A 20,250-nucleotide genomic window follows, 5' to 3' on the forward strand; every position below is an offset into this window, starting at 1 on the left:
ATGTTGAGCCGAATGCCGTAAGGCATCGGGTGCCACCCGGCCGCTCACGCGACTCGGCTCAAGAAATCAGCACGCCACTAGACCGCCTTCTTTCGACCGGCAATGTTGAGCCGAATGCCGTAAGGCATCGGGTGCCACGCGCCACCCGGCCGCTCACGCGACTCGGCTCAAGAAATCAGCACGCCACTAGGCCGCTTCCTTCGACCGGCAATGTTGAGCCGAATGCCGTAAGGCATCGGGTGCCACCCGGCCGCTTACGCGACTCGGCTCAAAAAATCAGCACGCCGCTAGGCCGCTTCCATTTCCAACACTACCTGGGTCACTCGCTCGGCGACCTCGTCAACGCTGCCCGCTGCCGAGATCACTTTTCCACGTCCACCTGTGGCAGGCAGTTGTTGCAGGAATGCTTGCCGCACCCGTTCGAGATAGTCGCGTCCCCGCGCCTCCATCCGGTCGACTTTCTCGCCGAGTCGTTCGTAGGCTTGGTCGACCGGCAAGTCGAGCAGCAGCGTGAGGTCTGGATGCAGGCCGCCGCAGGCGAGGTGCCCCATCTGCCAGAGCGTTGCGGGCGTGACCTGCGGTGCTCCCGCGGTGTCGTTCGTGCTTTGATAGACCACGTTGGCAAGTAAGAAACGATCGGAGATAATCGTTTTGCCAGCATCCAATGCGGGCCGTAGCACGGTTTCGATCATCTCGCATCGGCTCGCCATGAACAGCATCGCTTCGGTACGTCGGTGCATCGAGATTTCGCCGTCCAGCAAAATCTCGCGCAGCTTCAAACCGATCTCGGTGGTTCCTGGGTCACGCACGACGAGCACATCGACCCCTTGCTCGCGAAGGGATTGAGCGAGGCGTTCGATTTGCGTCGATTTGCCGACACCATCGATGCCGTCAAAGGAGATGAAGCGAGGGATCGTCATGGGGAACTTGGGAGTTGTGGAGTCTATTTCGGCTGTGTCGAAAAGCCATCGGAGGGACCGATAATCGACATGTGCTCATATTTCGTGACCACCCAACCGCCACCGACTTGATCGGCATTGCTGTCGCGTTTTTCAAGTGTCAGCAGCAGTCGTCGGGGAACGCGGAGTTGTTGAAACCCGCCTCGTTTGCTGCTGACCTCGACCTTGACGGTCATGTCCACGTCGGCCTGCATCGGCATGGTGTCTTCGATCAAACGGATGCTTTGGATGCTGCCCACGTCGGCTTGGCTGAACTCCCACTGCGGTAATTCGCTGAGTGCTTGGCGGCGGGTCGCTTCGTCGCCGATGACCGCGACTGCCCGTTCGTAGTCGTTCGCTTCAACGGCATCGGCCGTTTGATAGATCAATTGCTCAATCTGCTCACGGTCGGTTACCCAGTTCTCCGATACCATCCAGGCAACGGGAATCAGGCACGCAACGATCAATCCTGCGATCGCCAGAGGCTTGCGGCCGGACTGCAACCATCCGTAGATCAGTCCCGCGGCCAGCACGCCGAGCATCATGGCCAGGATGACGGGACTTTCGGCGATCAATTGCATCATGATACCAGTGACTCCTCAGCGACCGATTGGTCGTGAGCGGGACCATCGGTGTCATCCTGGATATAGGTTTTCTCTTTGTAGAAGTAACCGACCGGGACGAAGAGGACCGCGGCGACAAAGATGCACGTGGTCCAGAACCAAAAATAGTCCGCACCTTCGAGCAGCACGCGGCCACCGATAGCGTACTCGCGAGAGAAGGTGGTCTCGGTACCGCCGCCACGTGCTTGGTCGATCTTCGCTTTTGCCGCGGCGGTTTTTACGGGGTCATTTTGGCCGAGTAATTCCAATTTCCGGCGTTCCAGCCAGCTGTACGCGTCCTGCTCTTCATCGGAATTCGGACGTTGTAGGATCCCGGTCAGCGTTTCGTCCCACTTCGTCCCATCCACGCCATCGGCACCGGCGGAGACGAGTTGGTAGCGGTCGCGAGAAATGAGTTTGTACTCAATCGGGTTGCCATGCGCGTCTTCCACGCCATCGAGCAAACCGGTGATTTGTTTGACGTTTGGCAGCGTGTCCGCGGACTCGCTCGCACCGGCAAAGAACGCTTTTTCAATCTTATCGGCAGCGGCTTCGAAGATTGGCTTGGACGCATTGGTCATCGATTGCATGAGGCCTTCGTGATTGACACTGATCACGACATCGTCGTCAGTGCCGGTCTTGCCATCGGGCCCGGCGATCAAGAGCTGCCGGATTTCGGCGTCGTCGTTTTCCAGAGGCAGGACGTTGGATGTAAAACCACCGTTGGTGATCGTTGCACCGGGCGTGAGCTGTTCGGCAGTGAGGCCGCTAACCAAACCTGTGACGGCAGGCGTTTGGATGAAGTGGTTGACCGAAGCGGTGAAGATATTGCCCAGCGAGACTGAGAGTAAGAACAATGCCATGACGATGGATTTCATGTTCTTCGGGGCTTGGGTGTAGGCGAATTCCAAGCCTGTGATCGACACCATGACTTCCGACGCGGTTAGGACGACATACGCCAAAAACTGCCAGCCCAAGGAGGGTTCCAATCCGGAATCGATTTTCTCTTGGAGCACCGACACGATGGCAAAGCCACCCATCATCACAAACAATCCGATCGAAATTTTGCGGATCGGCGTGAGCGTGAAAACGCGATTGACGAGCGGATAGAGGACAAATTGGAAGAGAGGAATGAGCGTGAGGATGAAGATTGGATTGACGGCTTGGATTTGCGATTCTAGCCACGTCATGCCTAAAAACGTTCGATCGAGACTCTTGGTCTGCAGGACCCACGAAGAGCCGGTTTGATCGAACAACGCCCAGAACACCGCGATGAACGAAAAAATGATCATCAACTTGAGGATCGCGGAGATCCCGGTCCAGCTGAATGTTTCGCGGACGAATGCCATCCCACCGGGCGGGATGTGGACGAATTCCTTTCTGCCTAGCCAGAACAGAAATGTTGCCACGGCCATCAGCACGCCCGGGATACCGAAGGCCCAGTGCGGACCGTAATGCTGGAGCACCCACGGTGTCAGGAGTGTGGATAGAAACGCGCCCAGGTTAATGCTGAAATAGAACCACTGGTAGACTTTTGATAACAGGTGCTGGTTGGCTTTGCCGAACTGGTCACCGACGTTGGCCGACACGCACGGTTTGATGCCGCCCGAGCCAATCGAGATCAGTAACAGACCGATAAACAGCCACATGCCCGCGCCGACCGGCGGCGTGCCCATCAAGGCCAGCGCCGCGTGGCCGACACAATACACAATGGAGAGGTACAGGATCGTGCGATACTTGCCCAGGAAGACGTCGGCCAGCAACGCGCCGAAAACCGGGAAGAAATAGGCCGCGGCGGTGAAGGTATGGAAATGCTCGGTCGCCGCGGCATTACTCATGCCGGCTGTTGCCGCCGGCGCGCTACTGCCCATCCACTGCAGATACTCGACCATGAAGATCGTCAGGATGGCCTTCATGCCGTAGAAGCTGAATCGCTCGGCGGCCTCGTTCCCAATGATGTAGGGAATCCCACTGGGCATCCCCGGCGATGCTGCGGGGCGGGTGCGGTAGGCAAATGACGAATTGCCCGAATCGGATTCGGGACCAGCGGCCGGGTCGACTGCGGATGATGACATCGAGATCCTCTCGGATGATTTTTAAGGTGCTGGGGAAGGCACCGAAGTTGTTGGATGCGTAATTTAGCAAAAAACAGGTGTCCGTGACGCTCGATGGACCAAAAGTATTCGTAGGATAGGCCTCCAGTGGTCGTTATGCCGTTTCGACAGGCCCAATGTTTCCCTTGCGTACCTCGCATGCGGAGCATTTCGTGTAAATTAGCTGCATGTACACCGCCTCCACACGCGCCCTTGCGATTGCCGCTGAGCCTGAACTCGATGCTCGCGAGATTCAACGTAGACCGCGGTCACGCGGATTGACGACGGCAGCGACTGAGGCACCCACGCGTCCACTCGACACTACGATCGAAGTCGTGACGCCGGAGAATATCGCATTTGAGTACCAGTTAGCGGGGCCCTTTCGGAGGCTGCCGGCCTATCTCGTCGATGTGTTGGTGCGATATGGGATCATGCTCTGCATTGTGATCACGCTCTGGTTCCTGGTCGGTATGTTGGCCATCGAGGTACTCGGTGCGTTCGCCGTCAGCGCTATCCTGGTCAGCTATTTCGTGATCAGTTGGTTCTATGGGGCGTCGATGGAGACCTATTTCAATGGTCGCACGGTGGGCAAGTGGATGCTGGGCATCCGCGTGATCGACGTCGATGGATGCCCCATCACCGGCCGCCGAGCGATCATTCGTAATCTATTGCGTGTCGCGGACATGGCACCGATGGCGGCACTACCTCAGTTCGCGATGGACGTGCCTCCGGTGTTCTTTATCCCCACAGGAATCGTGGGGCTGATCAGCGTGATCTGCACGCGGCGAATGCAGCGGCTCGGCGACATCGCGGCAGGCACCATGGTCATCGTCGACGAAAAAACGTGGAAATTACCGATTGCCAAGATCGACGATCCCCGCGTCGCGCCGCTGGCATCGTTTGTGCCCGGGGACTACGCCGTTTCGCGAAGCATGGCGCGGACGCTGGCCATCTATGTTGAGCGGCGGCATTACCTGACGCCAGGCCGCCGTACCGAAATCGCTCGCCATCTTGCCATTCCTCTGATCGAACGGTTTGATTTCGTGCCCAATGTCGACTTCGATTTACTCATGCTCGCGCTCTACTACCGCACCTTTCTCGCCGCCCCGGCCGACGAACCCGCCGATCTGGGACCGCTGGCCGGATACAGTCCGCTGCGGCGTGACCAAAAACAACTCGTCCCTGAGTAGTGTTCGGGGCCGAGTAGTGCTTGGGGCCACGAGTAGTGTTCGGGGCCACGAGTAGTGCTTGGGGCCACAGCGAATCGTGACGGTGGGCGGTAGTGAATTTTGGGAAAGATCCTCATCCAGCTGCGTCGTTCACCAGATCCACTACCCCTAAAATTTATCTGTGACAAAATACGCGAAACGCCCCCGGAACTCAGGCCACGATTATGCAAATCCAACATTTCTGTCAGGCGATGGCTGAGATCGCTCCGCTGCGGCTCGCCGAGGACTGGGATAACGTCGGTTTACTCCTGGGTGATCGAACGGCGGCCGCCGTTCGTGTGATGACGTGCTTGACCGTCACGCCCGCGGTCGTCGACGAGGTCGAAGCTGAACACGTTGATCTGGTCATCGCTCATCATCCCCTGCCGTTCCAGCCGCTGAAGAAAATTACGGCGGATTCGGTTACTGGTGAATTGGTGTGGCGACTGTGTCGAAGCAATACAGCTCTCTATAGCGCCCATACTGCCTATGACTCCGCGATTGGGGGGATCAACGATCAGTGGTGCAAGGCGTTGGGCGTCAGCACTCTGGGGCCGCTCGTTCGCCGGGCGGTGGGTGAGCAGATCGGATCGGACGAGCGATATGGGGGCAATGGGGCGACCGGGCAAGATGCGGCGTTGGGAGCGGGGCGGTATGGGGATCTATCTGAGCCCTGCACCGCGAATGAAATTTTGACGCTTGCAGCGGAATTTTCGGGCGCGACACGGCCTCGGATGGTAGGCGATCGGCAGCGCCGCGTGCGGCGAATCGGGATTGCTTGTGGCAGTGGTGGCAGCTTTGTTGCGGCCGCGCGTCGCGTTGGTTGCGATTTGCTGCTGACCGGCGAAGCCACGTTTCACACCTGTCTGGAGGCGGAAAACACGGGAATATCGTTAGCCATGCTCGGGCACTACGCCAGTGAACGGTTTGCAATGGAGAGTCTGGCCCAGCGTTTGCAAACCATGTCGCAGTTGGTCAAGATCCATGCCAAATCGACTCAGGCGGATGGCTTCAGGGTTTGGGCGAGTCGCTGTGAGCGGGACGTGATCGCAGTTGACCGAAATTCGCCAAACCCGTAACGTGGAACACTGCCACGGTTTACGAAAGAACCTATCCGCAAAGGGGTCAGACCCTTTACAACCAACGCGTTTCACCCCTTAAAAAAACTCTATGTCCATTTTCGAGCGTCTTTGGGACCTTCTCGGTCTCGTTTTCGGCGGAACCTTCGAACGAGTCGGCCAGGCTGCCACCAACATCTTTGGCTCGGCCAACGCGCGACACGTCGCCAAGCTTCAAGACCGCGTCGATCAGATTAATGCGTTGGAGCCCAAATACGAGGCGTTCACGGACGAAGAGCTACGTGCTCAAACGGAGCTATTTCGTAAACGGCTGCGTCAGGGTGAGACGCTCGATGACCTGCTTGTCGAAGCATTCGCAGTCTGCCGCGAAGGCGGCAAGCGATTCCTCAACATGCGTCACTACGACGTCCAGTTGATCGGCGGCATGGTGCTGCACGCCGGTGGGATTGCTGAAATGGTGACGGGTGAAGGGAAGACGCTCGTCGCGACGCTGCCCGCCTACCTCAACGCCCTCGAGGGCAAGGGCGTGCATGTCATTACGGTCAACGATTACCTGGCACGCCGCGACATGGAGTGGATGGCACCTCTGTGCATGAACCTCGGTCTGACGATCAACGCGATCCAGTCCGGTATGAGCACACAGGAGAAGCAAGCGGCCTATCAGTGTGATATCACGTACGGGACCAACAATGAATTCGGTTTCGATTACTTGCGTGACAACATGCGCCCGGCGGCCAAGGGCGACGACCGATTCCCCAGCGATGCCCAACAATGCCAAGGGCCGCTGAATTTCGCCATCATTGACGAGGTCGACAATATTCTGGTTGATGAAGCCCGGACACCTTTGATCATCAGCGGTCCCGCCGATCTCGATCTCAGTCGTTATGCCGACGCAGACCGTGTCGCCCGGCAGCTTCAAAAGGAGATCCACTTCACCGTTGATGAGAAGCAGCACAACGTCACGCTGACCGACGAAGGTGTTCGGGCGGCCGAGGAACTCGCGGGTGTCGAAAGTTTCTATACCGCGGGCAACATGGAATGGCCGCACCTGATCGACAATTCGCTGAAGGCTCACTACCTCTATAAAGTCGACGTTAATTACGTCGTCAAAGACCAGCAGATCGTCATCGTTGACGAGTTTACAGGGCGTCTGATGGAAGGTCGCCAATGGTCCGATGGGCTGCACCAAGCCTGTGAAGCGAAAGAGGGTGTGCCGATCAAGCAAGAGACGCAAACCTTTGCCACCGCGTCGCTGCAGAACATTTTTAAAATGTACAAAAAGCTGTCGGGCATGACCGGTACGGCAATGACCGAAGCGGACGAGTTCTGGAAAATTTACAAACTCGATGTGGTCGCGATCCCCACGCACCGAGAAATGCAGCGGATCGAGCATCCCGATCTGATTTATCTGAACGAGAAAGATAAGTTTCGCGCGATCGCCGACGACGTCGAGCGTGCCCACAAGTGGGATGTCGTGTCGCTCAAGGACGGCAGCGAAATTTGGGGCAAGATCCAAAGCGAGACGGACGATTCGGTCACAATCGTGCCCAAGAATGAGAAGCAGCCTGAGAGCGTTCCTCGCGCCAAAATCGTGCAAATCGAACGTGCCGGCCGGCCGGTATTGGTTGGTACGGTCAGTATCGAAAAGAGCGAACGACTCAGCCACATGCTTGAAACCCGCGGCATCACTCACAACGTGCTCAACGCGAAACAGCACGGCCGAGAAGCGGAAATTGTCGCGCAGGCCGGACGCATTGGCTCCGTCACGATCGCCACGAATATGGCCGGTCGTGGTACCGACATCATTCTCGGCGGAAACCCCGAAACGATGGCGTGGGCCCAACTGCAGCATACCTATCCGACGCGTTTGGAAGTGCCCGACGACGTATGGAAGAAACTCGTTGATGAAATTGACGAGAAAGAACAGATGAGTGCCGAAGGCGAGATCGTTCGCGACCTCGGTGGCCTGTACGTGCTCGGTACCGAACGCCACGAATCTCGCCGCATCGACTTGCAGCTACGCGGTCGTTGCGGTCGGCAGGGCGACCCCGGCGGCAGTCGCTTCTTTTTGTCACTCGAAGACGACCTGATGCGGATTTTCGCTGGCGACTTCGTCAAAAGCGTGATGGAGCGAATGGGGATGAAGGAGGGCGAAGCGATCGAATCATCGCTCGTCACCCGCCGCATCGCGGCCGCTCAGAAGAAGGTCGAAGAACGCAACTTCGAAATTCGCAAGAGCCTGCTCGAGTACGACGAAGTGATGGATGAACAGCGCAAGCGAGTCTATCGCTATCGACAGAATCTGCTCGACGGTCACTCATCACGTAACATGATCCTTGGCCTGATCCGTTCCGAGATTGAGTCGCATGTCGATACTTTCCTCGAACCGAACTACGGCATCGAGACCTTTGCCAGCTACGCCGGCACGCAGCTCCAGTGCCAGCTCGATGCACGCGATTTCTCGAATATGGACTTCGAGATGGCCGACAGCTACGCCAAGGATCAAGCCGAACGAAAATCGGAAGTCACCATCGCCGAAGCAGTCGAAGAGAACTTGCCGAGTGGCATGGAAGATGAGTGGAACTGGAAGGCGATGGCCACATGGGTGAACACGCGGCTGCAAACCAACTATCAAGATCACGAACTCAAGAATCTCGATCGCGAAGAGATGGTCGACGAGTTCGTCGAGAAAGCCCACAAGCTCATTGAGAGCACCGACCTCAGCGAAGGCGAGACTCTGCTCGATGCTGAGTATGGTCTGCGAGTCCTCTGTGCGTGGATGCGGAATAAATTTGGCATCGAAACCACACCGGACGAGTTCCGCGACATCGAAGATAGCCGCAAGGTGTCAGAGACGTTGATGCAGCGTGCCGAAGCCGCCTATGCCGAAAAGGAAGCTGAGTATCCCGTGCTGACGGGCATCTCACGCTTCACCGACAATCAGGGTGGGCAAGTATCACTCGATCGTGAAGGTCTGATCGCCTGGGTCCTGGGTCGCTTTGACACCGAGTTGTCGGTGGATGAAATCAAACTGAACCGGGATGACTTGAAACAACAGCTGATCCAGCACAGCAAGTCAACCGCCGGCCAGTCCGTTGCCGTGCAGGGGCAAGCCATCGCGAAGGTCGCTGAAATCTTCGCCGGTGCGGACGATGAAGCAACCGCCTTACTCGCCAGCGGTGATAGCGGCCAGCTCGAGTCACTCGTTGAGTGGCTCGGTAGCGAGCTGAACCACGAAACCACTGTCGAGGATCTGTCTCGCATGGACCGGGCTGAGTTGACACTCGCTGTCCAAGGGGCCGTCGATGATCGGTTCTATCCCGAAATGCGACGGATGGAGCGACAGATTTTGCTCAACATTGTTGACGATGCCTGGAAAAATCACCTGCTCACGATGGACCACCTCCGCAGCAGTGTAGGGCTGAAGGGCTACGCGCAGATGGATCCCAAGGTCGAGTACAAACGCGAAGGCATGCGGATGTTCGAGACGATGTGGGGATCAATCGGAGAGCGCGTCTCGGAACTGATCTTCCGCATGGAATCGTTCAACGAGGCGTTCATTCGCAGTACCTGGGTCGATGCTCGCCCTCGGCATGACGATGCTCACGAAGCCGGTTCGATTGCTCGCATGCCCAGCGACACCGCGGCGCAGCGTGCGGCCTCAGGAAGCGAAGGTCGCGGTGACGGCGAAGAAGTCAAACCGGAACCGATCCGCAAAGACGAGCCTCGCATCGGACGCAACTCTCCATGCCCCTGCGGTAGCGGTAAGAAGTATAAATCCTGCTGCATGAGAAAAATGGTCTGAGGGACTGAGCCTCGATCCGGTCGCCCGGTGGGCTCCGTCACGCCGAATCAATCCAATCGATCTACCAGGGAACACGGATGTTTCTGAATCTTCTCTACGCTGTCGCCCTCTCTCTGCTTTCGCCAGTGATTCTCTACCGGTTCGTCCGGTACGGGCGATATCGTCGCGGTGCCTCCGAGAAATGTTTCGGTTTGTCTCCGCAGCATGCCGCGGAACTTCTCGGCGGCTGCGACCGATCGATTTGGTTGCATGCTGTGAGCGTGGGTGAAGTCAATTTGCTGCCTGAATTAGCCAGATTGTTGTCTGCTCATTCGCCCCAATCAGCGATCGTAATCAGTACGTCGACCGACACCGGGTACGATCTCGCGGTTAAGCATTTTGGTCAGGAACGTGTGTTCTTCTGCCCACTCGATTTCACGTGGGCGGTCCGCCGCACGCTGCGGAATCTCAGGTGCAGCCAGTTGGTACTTGCCGAACTCGAGCTGTGGCCCAACCTGATTGCTGCGGCGACACGCGTTGATTGTGCTATCACGGTGATCAACGGGAGGCTCAGCGAACGGAGTTCGGATCGTTACCAAAAGTTCGCGTGGCTGCTGCGGCCGACGTTCGCCTCACTCAGCGCAGTCGGGTGCCAAGACGAAGTGACGGCAGACCGTTTTGTGGCTTGTGGAGTCGAGCGGGATCGGGCTCGCGTGACCGGTTCGCTCAAATTTGACAATGCACCCCGTTCGCGTGATACAACGGAAGTTACCGCTCGGATGAATTGGGCCGGCGTCAGTGCCTGGCATCGGGTGTGGTGTTTCGGCAGCACCCAGGCCGGCGAGGAAGCAATGGCGATGAATGTCTATCATCGTCTCCGCAGCGAGCATCCCGAACTGCGGCTGATTCTCGTGCCCCGGCACCCCGAGCGTTTTGACCAGGTTGCCGAGTTGGTTGTCGCGAGTGGGGATCGCGTGATTCGACGTAGTCGCGACGATTGTCAGTTCAACGATGAGTGGGAGGGCGACGAGGTCATTCTCGTCGACACGATTGGCGAGCTGCGGCACTGGTGGGGCGTGGCTCATATCGCAACAGTGGGTGGCAGCTTCGGCGATCGCGGCGGCCAGAACATGCTCGAGCCGGCCGGATACGGTTGCGCCGTCTCGTTCGGGCCCAATACGAAAAATTTCGCCACGATTGCAAACCAGCTCATCGATGGGCATGGTGCCGTCCGCGTTGCGGACGAAGAACAACTCGAAGCTTTCGTGCGGCGATGCCTCAATGATCACCCTGCTGCCGATTCCCTGGGCCACGCCGCCCAGAAAATCGTGGACCAGCATCGTGGTGCCTACGACCGCACGACCGAACTTCTGGGGATGCGATCGATCCCTCAGGACGCCCAGCGACACGCCGCTTGATCAGCGGCGACGTCAGCGATGAAACCGTCTACGGCGCTGGGGAGTTTACGTTGGCTTGCTTCCTTCGTGTCCGCTGCGGTCGTGACGGCTTGTGCTCGCTCAGGACGTCAGTCCAGAGAGAGCATTGCCCTGCAATCGTTTAGATTTCCACGTGGCGCACACCGTTGATCTCGTCGAAATGACCGATGTTCCAGAGCACGCCGGGCTGGTCAGGGAACTCGGCCACAAATGCGGGGTCACAGACCGTCAGGGGTGTCAGGAACAGCATCGTGATGGAGGCAGCTCCAGACAGACCCAGTGAGAAGGCCGTGAACCAGGGAAGAACGCCAGCGGCCAGGTGCAGTAGCTCGTCCTGACGGGATGGGGTCAACTTTTTTTCGATTCCATACTGCCGGATCACGTCCGCCGTCTCGAGAGGATTGGTGAGTGCCAGCATCTCATCAAACGTGCAGCCTTGCGAGCGGCACTGGTGGTGTGCCTCGACGGCGAAAAGTGCCGTGCGCCGCCGCTGGAACTCGAGTTTCGCGCGGTAGTCATCGAGCGCCTTTTGACGACGGTTGGCAACGAACTGCGTGCAGACTCGCGGAATGAAAATCGCCGCTTGCACTCCCGCCTTGGCAACATCTTTGGCGACATAGAGTGGCAACCAGCGATGATAGTGCGAAAATACTTCCGATTTGATCTTTTCGACAGCCGCAAAAATGTCCTCACGCGATGTGAAGTGCAGTTGATCGTCGATCTCAACACACAGCGGTTTCAGATACGAAACCCTCACGCCCTTGCGGCGACCAGGGCCGCTCATGAATTCATCGAGCCGGGTCTGCACGCAATCCGGCACCTCGTCGGTAATGGATCCGAAATCCTTCGGTTCGGTCACGCTGACAAATAGACGTTGCTGAGGTAACCGAATGGACGCTTTCGTCATTTCGATTTCGCGAACTTGCGTGAATGAATCGCGATGCCGGGCGGTGACATCGTCCCAATGTTTCTCACGCGAGGCGAACCATGATGAATGATGCAGCATGGATCTGGCCATCTTATCGCTGGCATCCTTCGGCGGTACCCAGATCGGTTGGTCCGCCCAGGTTCCAAATTGTTTGAGTTCTTGATCCAGCGTAAAGGGTCTCGACGCTGGCGAATTGATGATGGACGGTTGGACTCGAACTGCAGTCTGAGCAGTGGGCCGAGTTCGGGGCAGGGCAGGGCGGTCCGATGCGACGGGGCGAGTTTGTAGAGAAGCTGACATCACCAAGGGCTCCGAGTAGGGGGAGATGATCGACAAGAAAAGAGGCCGGTTTGCGATGAAAGCGGGGCGCGTGTCTCGATCAATCACCATTTCTCAATCGAGGGCTCTTCAGCAGAAACGGTGGGGGGAAGCCAGCCGAACACTCCTGTCGGGCACGCAGGTGATGCGGGGAACAGAGAGTGATCGAGCTATTTCTTCCCAAGTCAGCGTTCCCACAGAGCGCGAGTCCGTTTTTTCTCGGCATGCGCCAGCATACCGCTTTGAGTCGCACAAAGCAAAAAAATGAGACGCAGGAGTCGTTACCTCCGAACGCCCAACGCCCTGAACGAACGCTTTGCTGCGTCAGCGAGAACAGCCCCCTGGCCCTTCATCTCGACCCGCCGATGCGGCGTTCCCCGTGGTACGAAACGAGAACCAGATGTGAGCGAGTTTCAAACGCTCGAAGAAACGCGGACAAACGAAGTCGTTGCCGCTCTCGAAAAGATGCACGACAGTGCGCCGGTATCCGCCAAACGGATCGGCGTGGCGGTTGGGATGGGGCACCGCCAGACGTTGGTCTATTTGCACATGGCGGCCGAGGAGGGACTGGCCAAGCCCGTTCGTACCCACAACAGCGACGTGACGCGGGGTTGGGTGCCGAGCAATGCCGACGCCTCGATGTCGCTGGCCGACGAACGAGCGACGTTGGCAGCGGATACGCTGGCTCGTCTCTACAAAGGCAAACCACTGAGCGGGCGGCAGGTCGCCGAGGAAATGGAACGGCCAGCAGGCACGGTTGGACGCTGGCTTTCCCATGCCAAGACGCTGGGGCTAGTCGTTCGCACCGAAACGCATCGCGGATGGATTCCCATCGGCGAGTGATGCCGACTATTGGTCGGCTATCGCGTGCAACGCATGTTTATAAATGCAAAGGCAATCTTCCATCTCGCCCGCTGTTAGGTTTTGAAACGGCTTTGGCAACGACGTCGGGTCAATCCATTTCGTCGAAGGCTTGTACCCGAGGGCCTTCGCGCCGACACGGACTCCGGCATGTAGATAGACGTATTCGGGTTTCCGGTTCAAATACGCACCAAGGCGATGGGCCGTGTCGTACACCATCAATTCTCCGATACCAGAGATGCTGGCTATCGCTTCGTGAACCATCACGAATAGTTCGTGAAAGGTTTCGCAGGACTCCAGATCGTATTGCTTCAATCGTTGGTGGACTTTTTGCAAGTTCGCACGCTGTAAACGATATTGATGTGGATGCCGTTTCCCATCTGCCGCCTTGGCATAAGCGGCATCTGCCAACGCTTTGTCGAAGCTACCGAGTTCTGCATAGTGCTGAGATTCTGAGTCGGCACCCGCCTGAAAGAACTTCTTGTAGTGGCGGACGATCTCTGCATGGGATTCGGGGCGATCATCGAATCGCAACGGTGGACATCCAGACTGCCGTTTGACTTTCTTTTTAACGATTTTTTGCTTGGTACTCATTGACTGATTATCTCGCAGAATGACCCCGGGAATCAATGACCCAAGATAAGGCGTATGGACCAAGACACGGAAGTCTATATTGAACTTGCTGACGACGAACATCCCGAAGCTAATGCTGCAGCCGAGGATACAGCACGGTTGCTGATCGAATCACGAGATCGCCGTCGCACCCAGCAAGCCAAACTGGCTATCGAAACAACAGACTCGGACGGTTCGGATGTAGGCTGAATGGATTAACAACCCTATTCGCTACGCCTGGAGAACGAGCATGTGCCAGAACGAAGAAACCGACGACGAAGATCTTTTCGTATTGCCCGAAGAAGTTGCTGATGCTTGGGCAGCTGTCCTGATCGATATTCACGAAAAACGCATGGAAGCGTGCAAAGACGACGAGAAGCAATCGTCGGACGACGAATAGCACCACGGACAAAGCCTCAAGGATGAGACGTCGCCGACACGAATCTACAATGACGGACCTTGCTTCCCGCGAACGACATTGGCGGTGGAAGCGGATAAGGCGTATCGCGATTGGTTTGCTAAGAACGCGATGGGCGTTCCTGCTTGGACGCGTCCTGACGTGAGGTCGTATGACCGATTCATGTTGGCCAGAGAACGCTTGCGTGCGAAAGCTGTTGTCGGGGGCCTCGCAGGTGTTGCGTAGTTCCATGCGGGGCTGGGACGCTCGCTTGCGGATCGTGTTGATCTCGGTTCGCCGGATGTAGAGCGGCGACATTTCTTCTTCGTGTTTGGCGGCTGTCGCGGCGAAGGCTTGCTCGGCAGTGTCGATCTGCTTGGCGAGCTTGGTCGCTTCGCTTTCGAGCGGCGCGATCGCGTCGTACTCGTCACGCAGGTTTCGACGGCGGGCCAGTAGTTCGGCGTCGTGGCGTAGTTCGTCGAGCGTCCGTTCGTTGTCGGCCAGCACGGTGGCGATCTTGTCGGCGTCCGGTTCTTTGTCTTTGAGGTTGCCGCGAAGGTTCGAGACGAACAAATAGACCCTGAACTCGTCGCCGAATACGATTCGGTCGTCGAAGAACTCAGCGCAGCCGATCAAACGCGAGCGTCCCTCGCCGAGGAGATGGAAAAGCGCGAAAGCTGGGCTCGCCAAGACCGAGAGAAGGGGAAGGCGACACCCTTCGTGAACGAAGCGAACCGCTACAAGGAGCAAGCCGAAACGCACGAAGCCATCCTTTTCGACCTGCGAGCCAAGTACGAGCCCGCCGAAAACACGGTTAACGTGTTGCAAGAACGCCTATTGGAAATCGAAGACCGACTGCTCGAACCATAAACGCCAGCCCGCTGGCGGACACTGATCTTTGACAATTTGGTTGTAGCCATGTTTGCGCCGTCGGGACTGGCCATCCCGACGGCGAGAATAAGCGTCACTAGTCTCGATTTGTAGGAGATCGAGTGACATATCTCTCGACGAACTATTTGCATACAATGAACGTAAAAACTGGCCGCTATTCGGTTTTTCCCTCGCCGTATCGTTTAACGGCACGTAATTTTATGACCGAGAACATTGACTTTCTGAGTCCTCGCTTAGTCGGTGACCGTTTTAACGGGCACTCGATTCCGCTTGAGGTATTGAAGGACTTGTCAGCGTTGGAGGAATTGCTTGTCGAGGTTGCCAAATGGCACTACCGAAATGAAAACCCGCAACGGAAACGGATTCCAAAAGGATTCGCGGATGAAGTTTCGTTGAAAGTTACCGAGATTGGCGTTGGAAGTGCGATCCCCAAAATCGTATTGTGCGTTTCGACGGTGACGGGCACACTCTTTCCGGTCGACCATCGCGATTATTTTGCGAAAGCGAAAGAGTCGATCGTGACCGCGATCGACCACGCACAACACCAGCGTTCGGTTGCTGGGATTCTGCAAGACAGTCACTTGGCCTACTTCGATCGAATCGGACGCAGCCTTCGTGACAGTGAAGCATTGGAGTTGAACTATCCGGACACCAAGCGTCCGGCACGAATCAACCGAGCAACTCGTCGCTACTTAACGCTTGCGGCATCGTCCGCTGGCGGCTTTACCGAGGAAGTCACGCTGCGGGGAAGTGTTTGCGAGGCAGATCAACGGAAGGACCGATTCCAATTGCAACTGATCGACGGGCGGGTCATTGACGCACCCATCCAATCCGAGCACCGCGATACGATCTTAGATGCCTTCCATCGTTTCCGTCGGGGGGGGCGCGTGATGATCGATGGTGTTGGTCGATTCAATCGCCGCAACCGACTTGATGGTCTCGAATCCGTTGAGCACATTAGCTTGCTCGACTCATTGGATGTCGGCGCACGGTTGGAAGAGTTCAGTTTTCTGGCCAATGGATGGTTAGAAGGCAAAGGCGTTGCACCCAATGTCGATGATTTGGAATGGCTGACCGATCAATTCGAGGCAAACTACTCCGACCGCTTACCTGCTCCATATTTGTATCCCACGGGCGAAGGCGGCGTGCAGGCGGAATGGAGTCTCGATCAGTGGGAGGCGACGCTCGATATCGACCTGAAATCGAAGACGGCGTATTGGCATGCACTGAACCAAAGCAGCGACGAAGAGAGCGAGCGTGAAATCGACTTGTCATCGCTTGACGGTTGGAAGTGGCTTGCCGATCAATTGACTTCGCTCGTTTCTGGAGACTCAGGCGAGTGAATGCCTCAACGACATTGATACGGCAGATCCATCCGTCCTTTATTCAAGAAGGCAGGATCACATCACAGGCTTTTCGTCCGACACCCAAAGATGAAGACAATCTTTCAACCTACGATGGTGACCAGATCGACGCTAAGTCCGCGTGGAAGCACTACACCGAGACGCTCGGCCACGCTTCCGATGGCGCATTGGGTGTGAGCGTTGGCGAATGCGAAGCATTAGAATTGAGCGTTGTCCCCGATCCGGAGCCGTTCCCCGAGCACGTGCTGATTGATTTTTCCGAGCATGGGCGGAAGCAAATCGAAAAGCGATCAAAAAAGCTGAAATCTCATGCCGAAACACGCGGCTGGTTGTTTCAGCCCTGACGTGCGATTCGCCTCCAATCGGTCGCGATCATTTCTAGTCGACCCTATGTCGCCTCCGGCGTAGCTGTTCGCCGAGCGACGACGGCTTGGAGGAGTTGCTGGCCGAGGGTGGGCGAGTTGCTGTTCGAGCTGGTCCACCAACGCCATCAGTTCGTCCACTTTCGCCACAATCCGTTTTTGTTCGGCTAGAGGTGGAATGGGTATTGGATAAGCTTTGACAGTCGACACATTGACACGTGGGGCCGCCTCGCCGGTTGTTCGATTCTTTGCAATGGCAGTTATTAGCGGTGAATTGAGAACGTACTCCAGGTACTGTGGCTGGAAAAGTTACCTGGTCGAATGAGCATCATTCTTTGTCCAAGGCAAAGTTCCACATCCGCAGGCACGCGGCACGCCACGCCAAGAATTTCTCCTTATGTCGTTCTGCTTCGGGCGGAGCCTCTGGACACGTTCCTCAAGGGGCTTGTCGCTAACAAATTTGCTTGACGCCAAGTCGAGTCGTCCCGGTGCGAACTGGTTAGTTCTCACGCAGATTTTTCCGGACTCAGTCCACTTTGGCGTGGAGTGAGGGCAGTCGACGGACGGCTTCGCTCCGATTCTGGGCCCGAACAACCACGAAGCGATCATCGACGACGCGACGTTCGCAACCGTGCAAGCGAAGATGAAGGCGCGGTCAAAAGTCTCGGGCGGCCGGTTTCGCAAGTACTTGCTCTCGGGCGTTCTGCGATGCGGGCACTGCGGTTCGATCATGACGGGCGCGAGCCAGGGCCAGGGGCAATACCAGTACTACAAATGTAAACGCTCGCGGGTTTCGGGTACGTGCAACAACTATTCGATCCGGACGGGGGTCATCGAAGCGACGTTGATCGAGCATTTCCGCGATGTCTGGCTTTCGCCCAAAGGCCAACGGGCACACCGCAAGGCGATCACGAAGGTCACGGACCCGCAAGGCCAACGACCGGCGAGGCGAAATCGCCGCGCTACAACACCGCCTCGATGCTCTCGAAGCCCAGATTGCCAAGGGCAAACAAAACCTGCTGTTGGTCGACGCGGAAGACATGCCGGACCTTCAATGCATCCTTTCGCACTAACGGCGACTCCGTCGATGCTGCCCGAGAGGCTCATTTCGTAGGCGTGATCCCTATGCTGGGTAGCGAGTATTGGGATACGCCCGGTTGAAGCGGGCCAGCCTGGCGCCTCGGTGCGGTGGTATCCCAAGGCCGGGCCGATGCAGGCCACACGAGGTTCATGATGGGGCAGGGCAGGGCAGGGCGGAAGTACCAAACGTTCTCGTCGGGCATCCGCTTTTGACATGGGATCACGCCGCCCTGATCAATCCTGGGGGCGGATAATCCACCAAATCCGCTGTAGGATCAATGCCTCGTCCAATTCAGCACTTTGCATCTGCTCGGCCAGTGTTTTGACATCTTCGGGAACGTCGCTGAGGCCAGCCAGGTTTGCGATATGTTCGAGTCGGCTGTCAAAGTCAGGCAATTTCCCCATCCACGCTGGCATCACGATCGTCGCGCGAACCGGTAAGCCCGCCACCATCGCTGGCGAAGGTTCGGGCATTTCAGCGGGCAGGAACTTCTTCGGCCCCAGCAGGTCGTCTAATCCGAGATCATCGCTCCCCAAGGGTTGAGCCAGCAGTGCACTGGTAGAGTCGACGGAGCCCGTATTCGGCAGTTCATTGAGCACTAGGCTCATCCGATCCACTCGCGATGAGGGCATGGATGCAGGCGGCGCCGCGGCGAACGATTCGACCGCAGCCACAGCTTGAATCCACTGATCGGCACTCGCTGTCAGTAGTCCCTTCGGCGTCATCGCGTTTGGCGTGCTGCGCCCGACAATCGGATCGGTCATGATTAACGAGATCGTCCGCAGCAAATTGAAATCACTGGCGACCAAATCGTCGGTGAGCTCATCGCGAAGTTGTTGCAGTTCGGAATCGTCAGCGCTACCTGCGAGGTCGTACGGAGTCGAAGTGAGCGGTCGGCCGTGCACCATTTGCCACATGGCACCGACTAAGCCCTCGGCGAGTTGGCGAGAGCCAACGATTTGCCGCGGCCAATCCGAGCCGCCTTCCATCACGGCGAGTCGCCGGCGTCCGTCGAGCGTATCGTAGAACCATCCCGATGGTGCATTGGTCTTCCCAGCCAACCAAGGGGAGAGACTGGCGGCGAACTGCCAGTATTCATGTTGTGAGCCAATGGCGCCCGCGCCGCTGGTGGGCAGGTCGTGGCAGCGTACGCAGCGCATGTCCGAGCCAAGTGCCAGTGAGGCGCTGCTCACAACGGCTTCGTGCTGGCTCAGGGGGCTCAACAAGCTACCGATGGACGCTACTTCGGGTTTCTCCTCAGCCTCTGTGTTGTCGTCTCCCTCGCCCTCTGCCTTCGTCTGTTCGATGAACCATGAGGCGATGAGTCGATCGAAACCTCGGCCTTCACGGAGCCTCCCAGCAACCTGGGCGATCATCTGCTTGTCGACCGGCCGTGTGAGACTCGCATCAGGCCGCGACGAAATCGCTGCGAGGACCGGTCCGGCAAGCGACTTGGCGTTCTGGTCCTCGGTGAGCAATGACAGCATCGCTTGGCTGTCGCTGATCGCCTTCGGCCCCACTTTCACATGCAGTCGGTCTGCCAGTCGTTTGGCAGTCTCGTCAGGCGATAATAGTTTCGTGGGCTGGACGCCGGCACGGTCCCAGTACTGGGTCAGGTGATTGGCAAGCGACGTCGAGACCAAGGTCAGCGGTTGCGCCTTGGGTTTACGCGAAGGCGCTGACGCGATGAGCGGCTGCGAATCGGGTTCGCCAAACATCTCGATAGGACCACGGCTGGGCAGCTCGGAGTCAGAGGACGCATCGGCCAGCGCGATCGGGCGCGAGGGCAGGCGATCACGCGGAGTCGGTGAATCCGATTTGCGGTCGCCCGCGGCGGAACCTGCCAACTGTCCAGGCTGGACTTGCGAACCGGATTCCTCAGCCCCCTGGTTACCTTGGAGTGCTTCGGGGTTGAGTGCGATGGCCGCGTCACGTTGATACCGAATCCCCACAGCAGCGCCCGCGCACAGCAGCAAGCCCGCAGCGGTAACCCACCCGAACTTCCAAGGGGAGGTGGAGCGGTTTGAGGGGGAGCTGGTTGACGGTGAGTTAGGGCCTCGCGACGGCCGACTGCTGGATTTGCGAGTATTCGCGGCACTGAGAACGACCGGTTGCTGCAGCCGGCGGATGATAATATCGCTTTGGTCCGGCGGCGTTTGGCCGGCGAGGACTTCCGCCAACAACGCATCGAGCATCCTGTCGGCGGCTTCAAGGCCGCCGGCATTTTCGCCAGAAGAGAGGGGGTCGTTCGGTTGGGGGGGGATCATATTGGTCCGCCTTGTGGGACGGGGAGTGA

Annotated in this window: 17 protein-coding genes and 1 pseudogene; 10 read left to right on the forward strand and 8 right to left on the reverse strand. The window is 57.6% G+C overall.

Annotation, left to right across the window (positions count from 1 at the left end; genetic code table 11):
- Positions 1 to 287: 287 nt before the first annotated feature.
- Genes tmk through SH410x_RS00355 form a run of 3 tightly spaced genes read right to left on the reverse strand, consistent with a single transcriptional unit; the run spans position 288 to position 3,615 of the window.
- On the reverse strand, positions 288 to 920 hold the full coding sequence (tmk, locus tag SH410x_RS00345) for a dTMP kinase (RefSeq protein WP_473673621.1): 633 nt from the start codon (positions 918 to 920) through the stop codon (positions 288 to 290).
- A 23-nt stretch (positions 921 to 943) separates the two neighbouring features.
- Positions 944 to 1,522 (reverse strand): hypothetical protein, encoded by a 579-nt coding sequence (locus SH410x_RS00350; RefSeq protein WP_473673623.1) that lies wholly within the window; start codon positions 1,520 to 1,522, stop codon positions 944 to 946.
- Complete coding sequence (locus SH410x_RS00355; RefSeq protein ID WP_473673625.1) at positions 1,519 to 3,615, reverse strand: POT family MFS transporter; 2,097 nt, start codon at positions 3,613 to 3,615, stop codon at positions 1,519 to 1,521. Before SH410x_RS00355 ends, SH410x_RS00350 begins: the two co-directional genes overlap by 4 nt.
- Before the next feature lie 206 nt (positions 3,616 to 3,821).
- Here SH410x_RS00355 and SH410x_RS00360 point away from each other — a divergent pair, with 206 nt between their 5' ends.
- From SH410x_RS00360 to SH410x_RS00375, 4 genes are all read left to right on the forward strand, one after another.
- The gene (locus SH410x_RS00360; RefSeq protein ID WP_473673627.1) at positions 3,822 to 4,823 is read left to right on the forward strand and encodes an RDD family protein; all 1,002 of its coding nucleotides are present in this window, start codon (positions 3,822 to 3,824) and stop codon (positions 4,821 to 4,823) included.
- 203 nt (positions 4,824 to 5,026) lie between these two features.
- Entirely contained in the window at positions 5,027 to 5,920 is an 894-nt protein-coding gene (locus tag SH410x_RS00365) for a Nif3-like dinuclear metal center hexameric protein (RefSeq protein WP_473673629.1), read from the forward strand.
- 91 nt (positions 5,921 to 6,011) lie between these two features.
- Positions 6,012 to 9,725 (forward strand): preprotein translocase subunit SecA, encoded by a 3,714-nt coding sequence (secA, locus tag SH410x_RS00370; protein WP_473673631.1) that lies wholly within the window; start codon positions 6,012 to 6,014, stop codon positions 9,723 to 9,725.
- A gap of 77 nt (positions 9,726 to 9,802) precedes the next feature.
- Entirely contained in the window at positions 9,803 to 11,122 is a 1,320-nt protein-coding gene (locus SH410x_RS00375; RefSeq protein ID WP_473673633.1) for a 3-deoxy-D-manno-octulosonic acid transferase, read from the forward strand.
- A 139-nt stretch (positions 11,123 to 11,261) separates the two neighbouring features.
- Here the strand turns inward: SH410x_RS00375 and SH410x_RS00380 are convergent, their stop codons facing one another.
- Positions 11,262 to 12,368: a hypothetical protein gene (locus tag SH410x_RS00380; RefSeq protein ID WP_473673634.1), complete on the reverse strand. Its 1,107-nt coding sequence runs from the start codon at positions 12,366 to 12,368 to the stop codon at positions 11,262 to 11,264.
- Positions 12,369 to 12,788: 420 nt separating this feature from the next.
- Here SH410x_RS00380 and SH410x_RS00385 point away from each other — a divergent pair, with 420 nt between their 5' ends.
- Positions 12,789 to 13,229 (forward strand): hypothetical protein, encoded by a 441-nt coding sequence (locus tag SH410x_RS00385; RefSeq protein ID WP_473673636.1) that lies wholly within the window; start codon positions 12,789 to 12,791, stop codon positions 13,227 to 13,229.
- A gap of 6 nt (positions 13,230 to 13,235) precedes the next feature.
- Here SH410x_RS00385 and SH410x_RS00390 read toward each other — a convergent pair whose 3' ends face one another.
- Positions 13,236 to 13,841 carry a hypothetical protein gene (locus SH410x_RS00390; RefSeq protein ID WP_473673638.1) on the reverse strand — a complete coding sequence of 202 codons (606 nt, stop codon included), beginning with the start codon at positions 13,839 to 13,841 and terminating at the stop codon, positions 13,236 to 13,238.
- A 187-nt stretch (positions 13,842 to 14,028) separates the two neighbouring features.
- Positions 14,029 to 14,946 carry a hypothetical protein gene (locus tag SH410x_RS00395; protein WP_473673640.1) on the reverse strand — a complete coding sequence of 306 codons (918 nt, stop codon included), beginning with the start codon at positions 14,944 to 14,946 and terminating at the stop codon, positions 14,029 to 14,031.
- Between the two features lie 30 nt (positions 14,947 to 14,976).
- Between SH410x_RS00395 and SH410x_RS00400 the strand changes: the two genes are divergently transcribed.
- The 3 genes from SH410x_RS00400 to SH410x_RS00410 all read left to right on the forward strand — a co-directional run bounded on the left by SH410x_RS00400 (position 14,977) and on the right by SH410x_RS00410 (position 16,855).
- Positions 14,977 to 15,126 carry a hypothetical protein gene (locus tag SH410x_RS00400; protein WP_473673642.1) on the forward strand — a complete coding sequence of 50 codons (150 nt, stop codon included), beginning with the start codon at positions 14,977 to 14,979 and terminating at the stop codon, positions 15,124 to 15,126.
- Positions 15,127 to 15,347: 221 nt separating this feature from the next.
- Complete coding sequence (locus SH410x_RS00405; RefSeq protein WP_473673644.1) at positions 15,348 to 16,490, forward strand: hypothetical protein; 1,143 nt, start codon at positions 15,348 to 15,350, stop codon at positions 16,488 to 16,490.
- The gene (locus tag SH410x_RS00410) at positions 16,487 to 16,855 is read left to right on the forward strand and encodes a hypothetical protein (RefSeq protein ID WP_473673646.1); all 369 of its coding nucleotides are present in this window, start codon (positions 16,487 to 16,489) and stop codon (positions 16,853 to 16,855) included. The genes SH410x_RS00405 and SH410x_RS00410 overlap by 4 nt, the downstream gene beginning before the upstream one ends.
- Here SH410x_RS00410 and SH410x_RS00415 read toward each other — a convergent pair.
- Positions 16,802 to 17,164: a restriction endonuclease subunit S gene (locus SH410x_RS00415; protein ID WP_473677438.1), complete on the reverse strand. Its 363-nt coding sequence runs from the start codon at positions 17,162 to 17,164 to the stop codon at positions 16,802 to 16,804. The two genes, SH410x_RS00410 and SH410x_RS00415, sit on opposite strands and share 54 nt — an antisense overlap.
- A gap of 352 nt (positions 17,165 to 17,516) precedes the next feature.
- Here SH410x_RS00415 and SH410x_RS00420 point away from each other — a divergent pair.
- Positions 17,517 to 17,720: pseudogene (locus tag SH410x_RS00420) on the forward strand (recombinase zinc ribbon domain-containing protein); the annotation flags it as partial.
- A 16-nt stretch (positions 17,721 to 17,736) separates the two neighbouring features.
- Entirely contained in the window at positions 17,737 to 17,946 is a 210-nt protein-coding gene (locus SH410x_RS00425; protein ID WP_473677452.1) for a hypothetical protein, read from the forward strand.
- 241 nt (positions 17,947 to 18,187) lie between these two features.
- Here SH410x_RS00425 and SH410x_RS00430 read toward each other — a convergent pair whose 3' ends face one another.
- Entirely contained in the window at positions 18,188 to 20,221 is a 2,034-nt protein-coding gene (locus SH410x_RS00430) for a hypothetical protein (RefSeq protein WP_473673648.1), read from the reverse strand.
- Between the last annotated feature and the right edge of the window lie 29 nt (positions 20,222 to 20,250).

The sequence above is a fragment of the Rhodopirellula sp. SH410 genome, from assembly GCF_055811895.1.

Excerpts from the sequence above, each read along its gene's own strand:
- tmk (WP_473673621.1), bottom strand. The coding sequence starts at position 920 with ATGACGATCCCTCGCTTCATCTCCTTTGACGGCATCGATGGTGTCGGC.
- SH410x_RS00390 (WP_473673638.1), bottom strand. The coding sequence starts at position 13,841 with ATGAGTACCAAGCAAAAAATCGTTAAAAAGAAAGTCAAACGGCAGTCT.
- SH410x_RS00365 (WP_473673629.1), top strand. The coding sequence starts at position 5,027 with ATGCAAATCCAACATTTCTGTCAGGCGATGGCTGAGATCGCTCCGCTG.
- SH410x_RS00405 (WP_473673644.1), top strand. The coding sequence starts at position 15,348 with ATGACCGAGAACATTGACTTTCTGAGTCCTCGCTTAGTCGGTGACCGT.
- SH410x_RS00355 (WP_473673625.1), bottom strand. The coding sequence starts at position 3,615 with ATGTCATCATCCGCAGTCGACCCGGCCGCTGGTCCCGAATCCGATTCG.
- SH410x_RS00375 (WP_473673633.1), top strand. The coding sequence starts at position 9,803 with ATGTTTCTGAATCTTCTCTACGCTGTCGCCCTCTCTCTGCTTTCGCCA.
- SH410x_RS00360 (WP_473673627.1), top strand. The coding sequence starts at position 3,822 with ATGTACACCGCCTCCACACGCGCCCTTGCGATTGCCGCTGAGCCTGAA.
- SH410x_RS00380 (WP_473673634.1), bottom strand. The coding sequence starts at position 12,368 with ATGTCAGCTTCTCTACAAACTCGCCCCGTCGCATCGGACCGCCCTGCC.
- SH410x_RS00350 (WP_473673623.1), bottom strand. The coding sequence starts at position 1,522 with ATGATGCAATTGATCGCCGAAAGTCCCGTCATCCTGGCCATGATGCTC.
- SH410x_RS00430 (WP_473673648.1), bottom strand. The coding sequence starts at position 20,221 with ATGATCCCCCCCCAACCGAACGACCCCCTCTCTTCTGGCGAAAATGCC.
- secA (WP_473673631.1), top strand. The coding sequence starts at position 6,012 with ATGTCCATTTTCGAGCGTCTTTGGGACCTTCTCGGTCTCGTTTTCGGC.
- SH410x_RS00425 (WP_473677452.1), top strand. The coding sequence starts at position 17,737 with ATGTCTGGCTTTCGCCCAAAGGCCAACGGGCACACCGCAAGGCGATCA.